The 18,008-nt window shown below is 34.1% G+C and carries 6 protein-coding genes; all 6 read left to right on the top strand.

All coding sequences use genetic code 11. From position 1 onward, the window contains the following. The first annotated feature begins 3 nt into the window (after positions 1-3). The 6 genes from QMG60_RS12115 (at position 4) to QMG60_RS12090 (ending at position 18,006) form a co-directional block, all read left to right on the top strand. Positions 4-1,302, top strand: a complete 1,299-nt coding sequence (locus QMG60_RS12115; RefSeq protein WP_057118604.1) for a SprB repeat-containing protein — start codon at positions 4-6, stop codon at positions 1,300-1,302. A gap of 123 nt (positions 1,303-1,425) precedes the next feature. Continuing rightward, complete coding sequence (locus tag QMG60_RS12110) at positions 1,426-2,589, top strand: hypothetical protein (RefSeq protein WP_281865049.1); 1,164 nt, start codon at positions 1,426-1,428, stop codon at positions 2,587-2,589. Positions 2,590-2,594: 5 nt separating this feature from the next. Then, positions 2,595-3,596, top strand: coding sequence for a SprB repeat-containing protein (locus QMG60_RS12105; protein WP_281865048.1), 1,002 nt, complete (start codon positions 2,595-2,597; stop codon positions 3,594-3,596). 4 nt (positions 3,597-3,600) lie between these two features. After that, positions 3,601-9,975 carry a T9SS type A sorting domain-containing protein gene (locus QMG60_RS12100; protein WP_281865047.1) on the top strand — a complete coding sequence of 2,125 codons (6,375 nt, stop codon included), beginning with the start codon at positions 3,601-3,603 and terminating at the stop codon, positions 9,973-9,975. Between the two features lie 93 nt (positions 9,976-10,068). Then, positions 10,069-12,516 carry a hypothetical protein gene (locus tag QMG60_RS12095; protein WP_281865046.1) on the top strand — a complete coding sequence of 816 codons (2,448 nt, stop codon included), beginning with the start codon at positions 10,069-10,071 and terminating at the stop codon, positions 12,514-12,516. Between the two features lie 39 nt (positions 12,517-12,555). Further along, on the top strand, positions 12,556-18,006 hold the full coding sequence (locus QMG60_RS12090; protein ID WP_281865045.1) for a DNA/RNA non-specific endonuclease: 5,451 nt from the start codon (positions 12,556-12,558) through the stop codon (positions 18,004-18,006). The last annotated feature ends 2 nt before the right edge of the window (positions 18,007-18,008 follow it).

Raw genomic sequence — 18,008 nt, 5'->3', positions numbered from 1 at the left:
TGAATGAAAAAGATATTCATTTTACTTTTTCTTATTTCTATTCCGAAAAGTTTTGCGCAAACTTATTCGTTTGTTTTGGCATACAGTGCTCAAGGCACACTTTGTAACTATGGAGCTCACGGAGCTTATATGAAAGCTGACAATGTAAGTATTTATGATGGTGTCACTTATGGAACTTATCCAGCTAATTTTAATAATAGGGCATTTACTCTTAAAAAAAATTACACTTCATTTGAGTTTATGCTTAATGATGGATGCAATGCCAATTGTAATGATAAGCAGACATTAACTCTAATGAATTTAATTAAAAATAGAAATGTCACATTATGGGGATGTTCAGCAACTCAAAGGTTTGCTGTTGATAATTTTGTCCCAAATGTATTTATTAAAAATCTTGATACTGCTAGTCCAAATGAAATATGTGCTGGATTTCAGTTAGGATTAGCTGCTTTTCCTACCGAATTATTACCAAATAATGCTCCAGATTTTCCAGCCGAAGTTTATCATTGGGTATACTCATTAGATAACAAACAAACTTGGGTAGACGTTCCTACATTTATTAACGGAAATCGAACCAATGATATTTCAACAACGACATTTTCAATTCAACAGTTACTTGGTAATAATCATACTAATTATTTTAATAAAGTTATCTATTTTAAGCTTGCTTACGGAGATACCAATCCACTGGCAATAACCTATTCGCCTTGCGCTCCTATTGCAGAAAATGTGACATATGCAGCGCCTAAATGTAATGGTGAAAATATTGAAAAAATTGATGTCTTTTTTGATCGAAACTTTTATTCTGGAGAAGATATTAGCATTATGTATGTGGTAAATACAGATCCAACTAAAACAACTCCACATTTTCAAAATACTGAGATAATAAGCTCTCTTACTTTAGATTCGGATTATAATAAGTATAAATACACTTTTATCAATCCTGGAACACTAGAGCATGGTGAAACTTACAATGTTAAATATCAAACAAGAAGGTACGGAGCCAATACTGGATCGTTACAAAGCGCCAGTACTCCTTTCAAATATTTAGATCCACCAAAATTATCATTTGAAATAACAAATCAGCAAAAACCATCATGCAATGGAGGTAATGATGGTTTTATAGAAATTACTATTAATAGTGGTAATGGACCTTTTCATTTTTATAAAGACGGAAATGAGATTTCGGCCGAAGTTAATAACGGAAAATATTACTTAAGAAATTTAGAGGGAAAAGATTATAACATCCAAGTGACAGATGCTAAAAATTGTATCGATAAAACAGCTAATGATCCAATTTAAACATTCGGCTGATATAAGAAAACAAGATTAAAACTAAAAAAGTAAATGCCTTAAATACTTAAAAGAGTATTTAAATTAAAGGATTAGTTAACTGTATTGATAAAAACGCAAACGAATAAAAAGATGAAAACAAAATTACTCTCTGTATTATTTCTCTTTTTTGGATTAATACACTTTACAAATGCACAAACCAAATATGGTATGCTGGTAAAAACAACATTAGATCCATTTCAAGGCTGGAATGGGAGTCATGCTGGAAATTTACGAATTTCAATAGGTTCACAATCCGTTAGTAAAGGTAGTAATACCACTGATGATGTTGTAGTAGCATACAAATTCTTGTATATAACAGATAATCCAACTCAAATTGTTTGTTCAAGCAGTACCGCTGGGAATAAAGACGGGAGTGATTGTAATTTAGACAGAAACATCCCTTACAATAAAGATACTTTTGATTCTGGTTACTTTGGAGGATGTATTGGAGATGCACAAATGATGGGAATTTATCTGCCGCAGCCGGTAAACACAAATGTTTGTAAAAATGATGTAATCTCGTTAACGCGAGGCTGGAATTGGCAATATAGCTACGATGCCGTTAATTGGACTAATTTTGCTAGTTCATATCAGGCAAAGCGTGCAATTTCTTTTACTATGGCTGCCTTGGGAGGTTCTGACGGAAAAACTAAATTTTATGTAAGAGCTGGATACGATACAACTTTTACAGATTATATTATATATGATATTATTCCTTGCCCTCCTGGATTAGTTGGTTCCCCTTTAGTTAGCAGCACAACTTGTGTAAACAATAATGATGGGAAAGTAGTTTTTACTTATGACAGAGATTTAGTAAGTAATGAACGTTTTGAATTTAGCTTTTATAAAAAACCTGATAATATACTTATTGCAACTCCAGCTTTAACTATTGATGGTGTAAATAGAAAATTAAATTTTTCTGGTTTGGCAGCAGGAGATTATTCTATAAAATATCAAACCTTTATAGGAGCTCAGCCAACGAGTACAAATCCAGCACCTGATCCAGTATTTACCATACCTGCTGCAACTCCTTTTTATTTTCAAATCACTGAATTACAACCTCAGTGTAATAATCAACAAGGAAAAATAAAATTAACTGCCTCAGGAGGAATAGCTCCATATTATTATAAAATAGATTCAAATGCTGAGGTTCAGTTTACATCTCCAACTAATGAAATAGATGTTACTTACGGTGAACATTCTATTAAAGTAAGAGATACAAATTCTTGCATTGATTTAACAGCAAATCAATAGTAAATATGGAGAAACTTTACTATTCTTTTTTTATTGCTTTGTTACTCTTTTCAAGTGTTCATTCGCAAAATGTAAATGACAACAGAGGAAACTGTGAGACAATACAAATAACAAATTTGAGAACATATGCCAACAGAACAAATGACCGTTTGTTTTACTATTATAGTACTGATGGTATGTTTTGGATTCCTTTTGACAGAACTCAAGAAGATTATAGAGAGGGATTGATATTTAGAGCAGATCAGGACATTCATAGTTTTATAGGTATAGAAGACGAAATAACTCCTTATACAGGTCCATTATATATTAAAGGTGAATATTTAACAAATGTTGGTTCAGCACCTGATCCTTATGACGTCGTTAGAAGATGTCAGGAAGCCAATATGAATACTCCACCAAATAAACCGCTTCCTTGCCCTAACGGTGCTGATGTAATTGGAATAACGTCTGCTTTTTATTATATGATTCCATGTTCTCCACTTTTAGTCGGCGAACCCATAAAAACCAATACTTATTGCAGTTATGGTAATGATGCAGAAATCACATTCAATTTTGATCGAAAGTTGGCAGATAATGAGCATTTTTTGCTCAATCTTTCAAAAAAAGTGACAGAAACCTCTTTTCAGATTATTAGAGATGCTACAGTGACTGCAAATGAATTTATAGATAAAAAATATACTTTTTCTAATCTAGCACCAGGCGAGTATTTATTTAGATATCAAACTTTTATTGGTGCACAGCAAAACAGTGACAACGAAAGGTCTTTTACAATTAATGCTAATCCGCCGTTAAACTTTAGCATCGTAAACCAACAGCCTTTATGTCATGATGAAAATGGCCAGATTCAAATTGAAGCATCAGGAGGAACACCTCCCTATTTTTATAAAATAAATTCAGATCCCGAAGTCGAGTTTACAACACCAATAACTTTGGCAGTTGCAGGCAGTGACTACTTAATTAAAGTTAGAGATAAAAACAACTGTATTGATACAAATGCAAACGATTAAAAATATGAAGAAAATTCTACTCTTTTGTTTACTATTAACGTCCTTATTTACTTATTCTCAAACGGGAGTAAAAAAAGTGACTATTGGTAATCCTCCAGCAATTGTTATCGACGGTACACCAAAAGATGCTTCAGGTTTTGAGCAATATAATGGTCGCATCGAAAATTTTGGTATATCTGGCGGAACATTACTAAATAATGCAGATTATATCGTATCATGGAAAAAGGATGGATCAGATTTTACTCCAACTAATTTAAATGCACTTTTGGGCGGAAGCTATGTTGTAACGGTTACAGATTCTAAAAGCTGTTCTACTTCCAGAACTTTTATCGTAGGTCGACCAGATCCACTACAAGTTACTCTTTCTGGCAATACCACTATTGCGTGCTCTGGCGGTACTGGGAGTTTAATTGCGTCTGTCTCAGGTGGGACTGCTGGTTACGTCTATGAGTGGCAGAAAAAAGGAGGAACTGTCCAAAATCCAACTTATACTACCGTATCTGGACAATATACTTATAATCCTTCAGGTCTGTTAACAGGTACCTATAGAGTGGTTATTACAGATAGTGCAACTCCTGCTAATACTGTTACATCAGCTGATATTTTCCTGGGAGAAAATACTAAAATAACAGTAACAAACAAAAACATTGTAGATGTAAAATGTAAAGGAGAATTTACTGGAAGTGTAAATTTATCTATTACAGGAGGAACAGGAAGCTATAATGTAACTTGGTTAGATGGTGCAACTGGCCCTAATAGAAGCGGCTTAAAAACGGGAAATTATGACTTTACTATCACCGATACAAATGTACCAACATGCTCTATATCAGGATCTGCTTTTGTAAATGAACCTAGTACAAAGGTATCAATTAATCCAACAATAATTCAGACACAACCCTCAACTCCTACTGCTTTTGACGGAAAAATCAAAATATCAGGAACTGGAGGAACTCCAGGCTATACTTATGCTTGGTATAAAGGAACCACACAAATTAATCCAGATCCTGACAATGATGGTGAAGCCGTTGGCCTTGACAATGGAACTTACCATGCTGTTGTAACAGATGCTAATGGCTGTCCGATCACAAGTGCAGACATGGTACTAAATGCATTAGCTGTAACAATTGATGCTCATACTGATATTAAATGTTACGATGAATCAACAGGAAGTATAACTGCAAGAGCTTTTGGTGGTCTTGGTTCTGGTTATACTTACAAATGGTATAAAATTAATAATGGTGTTGAGACTAATCTTTCAATAACAACACCTCAAATTAACGCTATTCCTTTTGGTACTTATAGAGTGAGAGTCAATGAAGGACAAACCCCTTCAGCGTTTATTGATTATACTCTTATACAGCCAAATCAGCCATTGCAAGTAACTCATACTAAAGCTGAACCAAGCTGTTATGGGGGAAATAACGGCAGCATAATCCTTACTGTTTCTGGCGGAACCGTGGGAAGCGGGTACACCTATTCTTGGAGCAACGGAAGTACTGCAAAAGATCAAACTAATCTAACTGCGGGAACTTATTCTGTAACTGTAAAAGATGCAAACGATTGCCCTCAAACGATAAGCGGAATTATTATCGGTCAGCCTGATGCTATTACCATTCCAACACCAACAATAACAAACGTTGCTATTAATGGACAAAGTACTGGTGCAATAACGCTTAATCCTATTAGCGGTGGAACTCCAAATAATGGAACTTACACATACAAATGGACATACGATAAAGACAATACATTTTTAAAAAATACACTAAATATTTCTGGCCTTAAAGCTGGAAAATATACTCTGGTGGTTACTGACAAGAATTCTTGTACTGCAACACAAACATTCACTATTGCAGAAAATCCTGAATTGATTGTGACTCTAAACGAATCTAAATCGATTAAATGTTTTGGAAATACGAACGGAGAAATAACAGCTAATGTAAGCGGAGGTGTTTTAAACTATACATATAATTGGTACAAAAACGGTAACTTAATTGCTGGAAATACCAATATTATTACAAGTTTAGGATTTGGAAAATACAAACTAATTGTTACTGATAATGTTAATGCTATTAAAGAAACAGCAGAACTCGATCTTAAACAGCCCGACCTGCTAACTGTTTCATTAACTTCAAAACTACCTGTTCTGTGCTATGGAAATAGTACAGGAGCAATTAATATTACAGTAGCTGGTGGAACTTCACCATATAAATATGTTTGGAAAAAAAATACAGAAACAAATACTTATGCGACAACAGAGGATTTAACAGGGCTTACATCAGGATCATACAATGTTTTAGTAACAGATGATAATGGATGTACAATTCCATTAAATAATATTGTAATTACTCAACCATCAGCGTCATTAACAATAAACGATGTTCAGGTAAAAGATTTAACTGGATTTGAAACTAAAAACGGAATCATAGAAGTTAATGTAACTGGCGGAACTGCTGCCTACACTTATGAGTGGAGAGTTAAAGGAAACACAACTATTATTGGTTCTGCAAAACTCCTAAATCAATTAGATGCCGGCACTTACGTTCTAACTGTTATTGACCAAAATAGTTGTTCAACAAGCAAAGAATATACATTAATACAGCCGCCAAGATTAGATATTACAGGAATTCAAATGACGCCAAATACGCAGGTAAAATGTTATGGCGACAAAACTGCCGAATTAACTGCAACCGTTATTGGAGGTGTTCCTGCTTATATTTATAAATGGTATAATGCTTTAGCTCCAACAACTATCTTATCAACCACAAAAACGGTTTCTAATTTAGGAGCAGGAAAATATATCGTTGCTGTTACAGATCAAGAAAACAACATCTTGTACGGAATTAACGAATACACTATTACACAGCCAAACCCTTTAGCTATAACCAATACAAAAACAGAGGTTTCTTGTAATGGCGGAAATGATGGAACAATTAATCTAACCATAACTGGAGGTTCTTTAGATTACAATATCATATGGGATTACGATTCAGCAAATAATAATGGAAAAACTAATATTACTGGCCTTCCCGCTGGAACTTACAACGTAACGATATCAGACAAAAATGCTGTAAACTGCTCAATTAGTAAAACTATTATTATTACAGAACCAACAGATGCATTAGCCATAGCAAGCGAGAATGTTAAAAATGCTTCTGGATTTGGCTTGAGCAACGGAAAAATCACCGTTCAAATTTCTGGCGGAACTCCTGCTTATTCTTATAAATGGTTTAAAAATAATGTAGAAATCATTGGTCAAACTACAGCTGTTTTAGACAATCAATTAGCTGGATCATACAAATTAGTGGTAACTGATAGTAAAAATTGTTCTATTGAAAAACCTTACACTATTATTGAACCATTAGAACTTAAAGTAAATATCTCAATCGCAAAAACTATTGATTGTTTTGGCGCAACAGGTATTTTAAAAGCAAAAGCTGCTGCAGGAACTGGTGTTCCCAACGCACAAGGATTTTATACTTACAAATGGTATAAAGAAAACGGTACTTTAATCAATACAACTTTAGATGCTGAAGCAGCAACAGGAAACATTGTAACAGGTAAATATTATGTGAGTGTTATAGATTCAAACAACAATCAAGTAACTTCTCCTCTATTTGAAATTAAGCAGCCAACTCAAATTATTGTTACAACAGCAAACAAACAAGATGTTACTTGTTATGACGGATTTGATGGAGTCGTAGAAATTAATGTTACCGGAGGAACTCCAGATATCGTTGCGGGAGCCCCTGTATATACTTATTTATGGAGTAACGGAAGCGCAGCAAAAAACCAATACAGCTTAAGAAAAGGCACTTATTCTGTTTCGGTTTATGACGGAAATTTATGTGTGGGAACTTTAAGCAATATTATAATTGATCAGCCGCAAGATTTCGGATTTGATTTAGACAAAATCGTACCAACTATTCCAACCGCTGGAAATAGTGACGGTGCACTGCATATCGAAATCGTAGGTGGAGTTGCTCCCTACAGATATGTATGCAAAGACAGCAACGGAACTATTATTAAAGATGTTCCAAATTCGACATTAAAACAAATTGATTTTACAAATCTTGCTTCAAGCATATATACAGTTTCTGCAACAGATGCAACTGGATGTACAAAATCAACAGAATTTGATTTTAACAATAATGTATTAGAAATCAGCATTAGTCAATCGGCAGAAATTACTTGTAACAATGGTCAGAATGGTTCTATAACTGCAGTGGTTAATGGCGGATTTGGTATAAGAACTATTTCTTGGTACAAGAACGGAATAAAAATTCCAAACGAATCTAGTGCACTATTAAACAATCTGGAAATTGGAACTTATTATGCAATTGTAAAAGATTTTAATAAAGTAGAAGTTACTAGTAAATCAATTGTAATTACACAGCCAGATGCTATAGTAGTAACAAATACACAAAAAAATGTGAGCTGTCTAGGTTACAATGATGGTACAATTACTCTTACTGCTTCAGGCGGAAGCAATATATTTCAATACCGTTACAAATCGCAAGATTCTGGATACAGTAATTGGGTAGCTTTTGATAATTTAACCGCAGTAATTCCTAATTTAAAAGCAAACACTTACGACATACAAGTACAAGACAGTAAAGGTTGTAATTACACTTCGATTGTAAATGTTGAAATTACAGAACCTAAACAACTTGTAATAATTCAAAACACAGTTACTCCTGCTACAGGTTTTGGACTTTCTAACGGAAGCATCAGCATCACTGTTCAAGGCGGAACAACTGCTTATAACTATAAATGGTTTACAAGTTCAAATGCTCAAGTAACTGGGACAACCTCAACAGTATCAAATCTAGCAGCAGGTAAATATTATGCAATTGTAACAGATGCTAAAGGATGTTCTGTAACTTCAGAACTTTACGAAATATCACAACCTGCATTATTAGTAGTAAATATTACGCCAGTAAATGCAGTTTTATGTAACGGAGATAAAAATGCAAGTCTTAGAGCAAACGCAGCTGGTGGTCTTGCTGGTTACACATATAAATGGCATGCTGTTCCAGATACAGGAGTTTTAGGAACAAATGTAACTTTAGGAAATCTAGGAATCGGAACGTATTATGTTGAGGTAACCGATACCAAAAACAACGTTTCTAAAAGTGATTCGTTTATCATTAATGAACCTCAAAAACTAGACAATACACTTTCTGCAGATTACACATTGTGTGGTGACGGAAATGATTGGACAATTGCTCAAACTCCAGTTGGCGGAACCAAACCATATAATTATTTATGGAATACTGGAGCAACAACAGAAATTCTAAAAAATGTTGCACCAGGAACTTATTCTGTAACAGTTACCGATTTTAACGGTTGCAGTTTTACTAAATCTATTTCGTTTGTTGCTCCAGCACATCTTGATGCTTCAGAAACCATCAAAATGCCAACATGTTACCTTGGTTCTGATGCGAAAATTGTCGTAACTCCAATTGCTGGTACTGCTCCATACACTTATTTATGGAATACAGGCGAAAAAACAAATACACTTAGCAATGCATCTGCGGGCGAATATTCGATAGAAATTACAGATTTCAGAGGTTGTAAAATCACAAGAAATTACACTGTTGTTGATCCTCCAAAAGATGTGATTTATCTTGGAGAAGATGTTACGCTCTGCTACAAACAAAGTCTGACAATCAATGCAACAATAGATGATGATAAAGCAACTTATCTGTGGACTTCTGATAAAGGTTTCAAAAGCACGAATGCAATGATTACTGTTTCTGAACCTGCAAATTATACTGTTGTGGTAACAAACAAATTAGGCTGTCAGGCAACAGATACCATTAATATTTCAAGTCAGGAATCTGATATTAGCGCTGAGTTTGCCATGTCTTCTCAAGTATTTGTAAATGAAAAATTCATTATCGTTGATATTAGTAATCCAAAAGCAGATAAAATCGAATGGATATTACCTTCAGAAGCAGTTGTAACTACCAATAACGGAGATTATGCCGAAATGAGTTTTGCAAAAGCAGGCGAATACGATATTACTATAAATACAGAAAAAGGAAGATGTACGGCTAATCAAACCAAAACAATTTTGGTTACAGAAGGAGAATATGTCGATCCAGATGAAACAGATTTACAGAAAAAATTCGACTTGAAAATTTATCCAAATCCTTCTAACGGAGTATTTACCGTAGATGTAACATTAGATAAAGTAATGCCGGCAAGCATAAAAGTGTATAACTTAAATAATAACGTAGTAATTGCTTCCAAAAGTGAAAATGGAAAAGATGCATATTCGTTCAATTTTAACTTAAGCGGACTTTCATCAGGGATTTACTTTGTATTGTTTGAATCGCAGCAAGGAACTAAGCTGAGAAAATTAATTATACAATAAGCCCGGTCATTAAAACAAAAAGTCAATTTTTAATAAAATAGTTCGAAATATAAGGTTAGCCCTTCCCTATTTCATTGCCCTGAATTTATCATAATGAATTTAAAAAGAATATTATTTTTTAGCATCGTATTGTGTAATGCCTTAGGATTTGCGCAAAATTTCAATGTTGAAGAATTAGGAAAAGCCAAACTAATAAATGTCTCCGGTGGTGCTTCTGCCAGCGGAGTATTCTATTCTGGAAATGCAGCCAGAGAGCCTTTTACCTATTTCTTAAACGGAAATATTAATGTGAACGTCGCAGGTTTATATAATATACCTTTTTCATTTTCGTATACCAGTCAAAAATTTGGGTACAATAAGCCTGTTCTTATGAATCGCTTAAGTATTCATCCTTCTTATAAATGGATTACAGGGCATATTGGAGATGTGAGCATGACTTTTTCTCCTTATACTTTAGCAGGACATCAGTTCACAGGTTTAGGTGTTGATTTAACGCCGCAGGGAAAATTTAAGATTAGTGCAATGTACGGACGTTTGGTTCGAAGCAGCGAATACGATGTTTTAAACACCGAACTTGTTCCTACTTACAAAAGATTTGGTTACGGATTTAAAACCCAATATTCTTTAGAAAAAATAAATCTTGGACTTACCTTTTTTAAGGCTAAAGACGAGATGAATTCGCTATCAATTCCAATTCCTTATGAATTAGGTGTTTCTCCAAAAGAAAATGCGGCAATTAGTTTTGAAACTTCTTTTAAACTATTCAAAAAATTACAAGTTTTAACGGAATTTGCCAATAGCAGTATTACCGAAGATACAAGAGTACTCGATAATAGAAAAGCCGAAAATGTTGCTTCTTTATTTTTAAACTCTAACTCAACAACAGCAAGTTATAAAGCCTTAAAAGGACAGTTGGTTTATCCTGCCGGCAAAGGAACTTTAGGCTTAGGCTACGAACGCATTGATCCAAACTACAGAACATTAGGAGGTTATTATTTTAATAATGACTTAGAAAATGTTACCGTAAATGCTTCTCAGACTTTATACAAAGATAAATTGAGTTTAAACCTGAATTTAGGTTTACAGAAAGACAATTTAGACAAACAGAAACAAAGTCAGATGAAAAGACTAGTTTCTTCTATCAGCGCCGATTTCAGAGCCAACCAAAAATTAAATTTTAACCTTAATTACTCTAATTTTCAATCGTATACCAACAGCCGAAATCAATTTGATTACATCAATCAAACCTCAGAATATGAATTTTTAGATACCTTAAATTTCAGACAAGTCAATCAAAACGCAGCCATTACTATTAATTACCTTCTTAAAAATGATAAAAAGCAAAAACAAGCTTTCAATGCGACATTCAGCATGCAAGATGCAGTAAATCAGCAAGAAGGAAAAACAATTACAGGCGGTGCAAGTACTTATTACAATACAGGACTTTCCTATATTATTGGTTACCCGAAAAAAGACCTAAATCTAACCGCTTCTTTTAACAGTACTATTGGAAAACTAGATGCTGGTGATAATTTAATTTTAGGACCAACAATTGGAGCTACTAAATTATTTTATGACAAAAAACTAAATACCTCGTTTTCTACTAGTTACAATACCAGTTTTAATGATGGTGAAAAAGTAAATGACGTTTTTAATATCCGCTTAAACGGATCTTATATCTATCTGCAAAAGCATAATTTCGGATTGAACTGTATAACACTTTTTAGCAGCTCTCAAACTGTAAGAAATAATGATATAACAGCAACTTTATCATACACGTATTCTTTTGATAAAATAAAACTTCGTCCAAAAAGAGTAGAAGAAAAACCAGCAGTTACGGCAAATGAAACACCGGATAATATTCTCAAAATTTCATCCAAAGATGTTGTTTTGGAAGGAACAAAAAGTGAAATTATCACAAAACTGGAACAGCTTCAAAATGATTTGAAACCAGTTCCTGAATCAGAATCAGAAAAACTGAATCAGCTTCTTAATGTTGTTCGAATGACATTAGACGACAAAGAATTCAAAGAAAAAGTATTGGATTATCTAGATGCCTATAATTTAGATAAAGAAACAGTTGCTCAATACAACACTATACTTTTTGATATTGTGCAGCAATTAAATCGCGAAATAGCAGCAAAAGATCAAAATATCGAACAGGTTTATGTGGCCGCAATTGGCCGTGTCAATACAGATAAAATGCACGGAGTTAACAGCGAAGATGCAAAAGATAAAGCCGCTTACAACAGATATTTAAAATTAGTAGAAAGAAGTAAAAAAAGTGAAGAACAGCTAATCCATCACAGATGGATGATGAAAGAGTTTGCGCTTCTTGCAAAGTTACCACAGAGCGAACTGCAGAATAACGAATCATTCGCTGCTTTCAGTAAACAGGAAGTCAATACATTTTTTGATTTAAATAATGACAAAAAACCTGCTGCAGAAATCAGTAAACAATTAGAAGAAAAAATGATTCCATTCTACCATCAATTAGCGGTAGAAAAAGCAGTAAACGATTCAATCGAATTAAAACATTAAGAGAAGATTTTAAAGTATAATAGTTATAAAAACACCCAAATGCTAAAAAAACTACAATTTCAACTATTTCTAACCCTTGGGTTTTGGCTTTCGGCAATGGTTTCTGGTATAGCACAGACTTTTCCAGTTACTATAAGTACGCAGATTACACAGCCATCTCCAATCTACTTAAACAATTATGCCGATGCGACTACCATAAATAGTCCTATTAAAGTGCAGATTGCCTTAAATGATTTAACGATTTCTAATCGCCAGATTCGATTAAAATGTTATTTCCAAGGACAGTCGATTTCGCTGATGACAAACGATTTTGTAGTTGGAGCGAGAGATCTTTTTCTAGAAGGTGGAGTTCCGCTTCAGTTGACCAACGTAGATTTAGCACCATACTTTGAATATCAAAATCTTCTTGGAGTTAACCCAAATCAATATGCTCAGGCACTTCCAGAAGGCATTTATACTTTTTCTGTTGAGGTTTATGATTTTGCGACCAACAAAAAACTGTCTAAAAAAACCAGTGTAACGACGATCATTTTCCAAAATGATCCACCGTTCTTGAACCTGCCATTGAACAATGCTTCAATAATGCAGCAGAACATTCAAAACATTATTTTCAGCTGGACACCGCGACAAATCAATGTCAGCAATGTAGAATACGAATTTTCATTAGTTGAAATCTGGGATAAATATACTCCAGTTCAAAATGCATTTGCCTACTCACCTCCTCTTTATACAACCACAACACGTTCGACTACACTGCAATATGGCGTTTCAGAACCGCAATTACTTCCTGGCAAAAAATATGCTTGGAGAGTAAAAGCAAAAGCTCTCTTGGGAGCTGAAGAAGTTGGTGTTTTTAAAAATAACGGATACAGCGAAATTTTCTCTTTTACTTACGAAACCTATTGTACGGCACCGCTGGCAATCACTACCACAGATATCAGCCAAGATCAAGCCAAAATAACGTGGAGCGGTGACATTGATAACTTTGACTATCAGGTAAATTACCGCGAAAAAAATGCAGATTCAGATTGGTATAAAATAGTTACGCCAAGAGAATTTGCAACTATCAGCAATTTAAAACCAAATGCAACTTACGAATATACAGTTGGTGCATCTTGCGAAGTTGGTAAATATACCCACAGTACAATTCAGGAATTTACCACAATGGCAAAAGACGAAATTGCTTTTGTAGGCTGTGGTATTAAACCAGATCCAGCAGATTTAGCCAATAAAAATCCGCTTCCAGAATTATTTGCCAATGATGTGGTAAAAGCGGGAGATTTCCCAATTGTAGTATTGCATTCGAGCGGAAGCAACGGTAAATTTAGCGGAGACGGTTATGTTACTTTACCATTCTTAGAAAAATTCAGAACCCTTATAGATGCCGCAAATGCTGCAGGTGGCCCAGATATTGGAAAATATTCTCGTATCAGAATTACTTTTGATAACATTGGTGTCAATACCGATTTTAAACTGATCTCTGGAGAAATTATTGCAAGCTATGATCCTACATGGAGCAACATGGCTGATGGTGATAAAATCCTTACCGATATTTTAGGAAGTGACGGAAAACCAATTGAAGGAAAATTAGATTATGTTGTAAAATCGGCGACTTTAAATCCTGATGGAAGTACAACTATCATTGGAGAAAATGGAGCTAAAACAACGCTTCCGAAATCTCCATACGATCAGGTTTATACGGATAAAAACGGAACTACTGTTACAATTCCTGCTAACGGAAGTGCTGCGCCAACTATTGGTGCTCCTGCCCCTGGCGGAAAAGCAACAGCTTCTAATACAAATGGAATGTCATCTAGCGGAGAAGTTGCTCAAATTTCATCTCCAGATGTAAAAATTACTTTTGAAGATAGTAAAGAAGCCAAATATGCTTTTGACCCACAGCCTGAAAATGGATCTGCAAAACTTAAAAGCAGTTACGAACTTATTCCAACAGGTGACGGAAAAGTTTATAAAGTTAATTACAAAGCAGTATCAGACTTAAAAGGAGACGATTATGTTATAGCAAGAGCAGAATTCTCTAATGGTAAAAAAAGCTCTGATATTGTCTTTAAAACAAGCTCTGGAGGAAAAGTTGATGCTGAATGGAACACATCAGACAATACCGCAAAAATTTTACTGAAGAAAACGCTGAATTTTGGTAAAGATGCCATTATTGCAACAGTAAAAGGAGCACCAGTAAAATCGGCACAAGACACAACTAAAACTGTTGAAGGAAAATCTGATGTTGCAGGTAAATTAAATGTTTGGCATTTAACCAAGAAAACGCCAATTAGTGTAACCTTATTAGGAATAAATGGAGCGAAAACTCCAGATAATGCTGATGCAGCAAAATTCCTTAATGATGTTTATAACAAAGCTGGTATTGAGTTTACAGTAACATCTCAAAATGTAAAAATTAACGATCTGCCATCTGAAATAGAAAGTGGCAACAGTGATCTTTTAAATGTTTACACAGACGGCCAGATAGATATAATAAGTCAAATAGAAGCTAATGCCGATTTTAAATACAACGATAAAACGTACTATGTTCTATATACTGGAAAATCGGGCCAAAATGGTTATGACGGTTTTATGCCTTTAGGTGGCCAGTATGCCTTTGTATTTAACAGCGGAAATTTAAAAACTGCTGCACACGAATTAGGACACGGTATTTTTGGACTAAAACATCCATTTTCAACAGAAGCAGAATCAGGTAAAACTAATCTTTTAATGGATTATGGAAACGGTACTGTTTTATCTCACAACGACTGGGACATCATTCATAGCGGCGGATGGAAATTCTATGGTTTCCAGAAAAGTTCTTCTGGGGCTTTGGCTGGTGGATATGGACTAACCCCTAAGTGGGAATTTGTGACAACTAATACCCGAACTATTCTCTCTGGAAATAAAATTCCAAAACCAGATGAAGGAATGCTTATTGCTTTTCAATCTATAGTAGGTAAAGACACCTTAAATTACGTTTGGAATTTAGACTCAAAAACTTATAAACTGAATGGTAATGGTAAAGATTATGAAGCTGAAAATTATTTCAAAAAGCCAAGTGGCAGCGCTCCAATTTGGTTAATCTTTAATAATAAAGAAACTTGTGATAACAGAAAATATCTAAGAACCGATTATAACGAAAGATTAAGAAAAATTATAGAAGACAAAGATACAGCGGCATTAAACAAATATATCGCCGATTATAGCGCAGCTCAATATTTTGTTAAAACTAAAGAAACAAGAAGCATATACTGGGGCAATCTCGGATGTAATGCTCCTGATAGCATTGGTGGTGATGGAACCGATCCAAGTTATGAAAATTATGTAGTTAACTTAGGGAAAAATGCCAACAAAAATTACACAGAAGACAAAACTGATGTTAACACACAAACTACTCACGTTTTTGATTTAGCAACCGTAATTTCAGAAAAAGAGAAACAAAAAATATTAAATCAATTAGCAGGAATACAGAAAGATTCAGGAATTTTATGTAAAATATATTTTGTTGATTCCTTAACTCCAGAAGAAAAAAAGACCGAGATAAACAACTATTTAAATTCTATTAAAGGAAAAGAAATTGGTTTATTAATAGATTTTACAAATGCTGCTGATCCCTCAATTAAAACCTTTCTTGGTGATGGTATAGAAGGAAAAGGAACATCACAAATGAATAAATACCTTAAGGCTTTAATTGAGGTATTACCTAAATTTGAGGGAACTTATACTCCCTTTAATCCTTTAACAGCAATGTTAGATGGTTTAGCAGGTATTATAGGAAAAGCGAAAATTCCAATTCGTTTTTATAATCCGGATGATACAGATTATAATCCAATCCCTGGTCAGGTTTACTCATTACTAACATTTAGTATAGTTAAGGATAAACTGAACAATTTTATATCGAATAATAATGCCTATGTAGCAAAGTATTCCGAAAGCCGTTGTGGTTTTGCATTTACATGTGGTATTTGGAATGGTTTAGTTGGTGCTTTAGGAGGGGTTCCAGAAGGAGCCTCTATGGTAATTAAAATAATTACAAACGAAGATGATCAAGCTGTTAAATTATGGGATGGTTTAACAAAACTTAGCTGGTCAACAATTGGAGATCTTGCAGGAGAACAATGGGATAAATATTCTGCCAATCCTTGTATGGCTTCCTATGCCACGGGAGAAGTTGGATTTGTTGTAATATCTTGCTTTTATGGTGCGGGAGAAGCTGAGGGATTGGCAGCATTTTTCCAAACTTTAGACAAACTTGATGCTGTAGGAGCAGTAATGGGTAAATTTGCAAAAATTAGCAGTCCACTTATAAAAGCTGGAGTTGATAAATTTGGTAAATTTGTTATTACGCCTTTATCAAAACTAGAACCAGGTATTAGTAAAAAATTAAGAGAAACTATAGGGGATGCTTTAAAAAAGGCTATTAAAAGCTCTGACCAATTATCTTTAAGTTTACATGCAACAGATCAAGGTAAATTTCTTGTTGATGGAATAGAACATACCCCAGAAGAACTAGGTGAATTATTAAGTAAAAAATTAAAAAATAAGAAAGAAATAATATTACTTTCATGTAATGACTTAGATAGTGCTAGAGCTCTTTCAGAGGCAACAGGTAAGGCGGTTTATACAACAGATGGAGCAATTACCGTTTTTAAAGATGGAATAAAACGTGCCGAAGACACACATTGGTATAGAATTGAACCAAATGGTACAGCAACTAAAGTAGATACTCCACCAGTTAATGAATGTCCACAATGTGATGGTCCTGATGGTATTGAGATGGGGAAATCTTTCTCAGGTAATCTTGATAAAGAAGTATTAGAGGATCTTAACACAACATTAGGTTCTAAAAAATTGGCTGAGTTACTTGAAATTACTAAGCAATTACCAAGTACATGGTCTATTAAAAAACTTGATGGTAAACTAATTTTAGTAGATAATAAAGGGAAAAGATGGGCTGAAATTTTAGACAATGAAATTCATGCAGTATCTGGAGACAAAGGGCAAGGTTGGAATAAATTTCTAAATGTATCTCCACCTTTAATGAAGAAATTTAAATATGCTGTAGATAATGCAAAATATGTTTTTGAAACAGATGATTTAGGTAGGGTTAATAGGGCAGTTATGGATGATCTTGATTTTGCTACAAAAGCAAGAAATGAAGGTTTTCAGCAACAAACCAAACGTGTTAAAGATGGATTAGCTAATGATGATGGTGGCCACATATTTAGAAATGAATGGGGCGGACCGAGTGAACAAATAAATTATTTTTCACAAAATGCTGTACAAAATAGAGCTGGTGGAGAGTGGTATAATATGGAAAAAGCAGTATCTGATTTTAAAAAGGCTAATCCTAATGTAAAAATAAAAGCAGAAATAAATTTTAAATTTTCTGGAGATTCAAAGCGTCCTTATGAAGTAAGTGTTGATATCTTTACAGATGGAAATTATAATGAAATTCTAAGTGTACAAAAAATTAAAAACCCATAAAA

It is taken from the genome of Flavobacterium sp. GSB-24, assembly GCF_027924665.1.
Classification (GTDB): Bacteria; Bacteroidota; Bacteroidia; order Flavobacteriales; family Flavobacteriaceae; genus Flavobacterium.
Note: the sequence above shows the minus strand (reverse complement) of the source record. Positions and strands in the feature narration are given on the sequence as shown.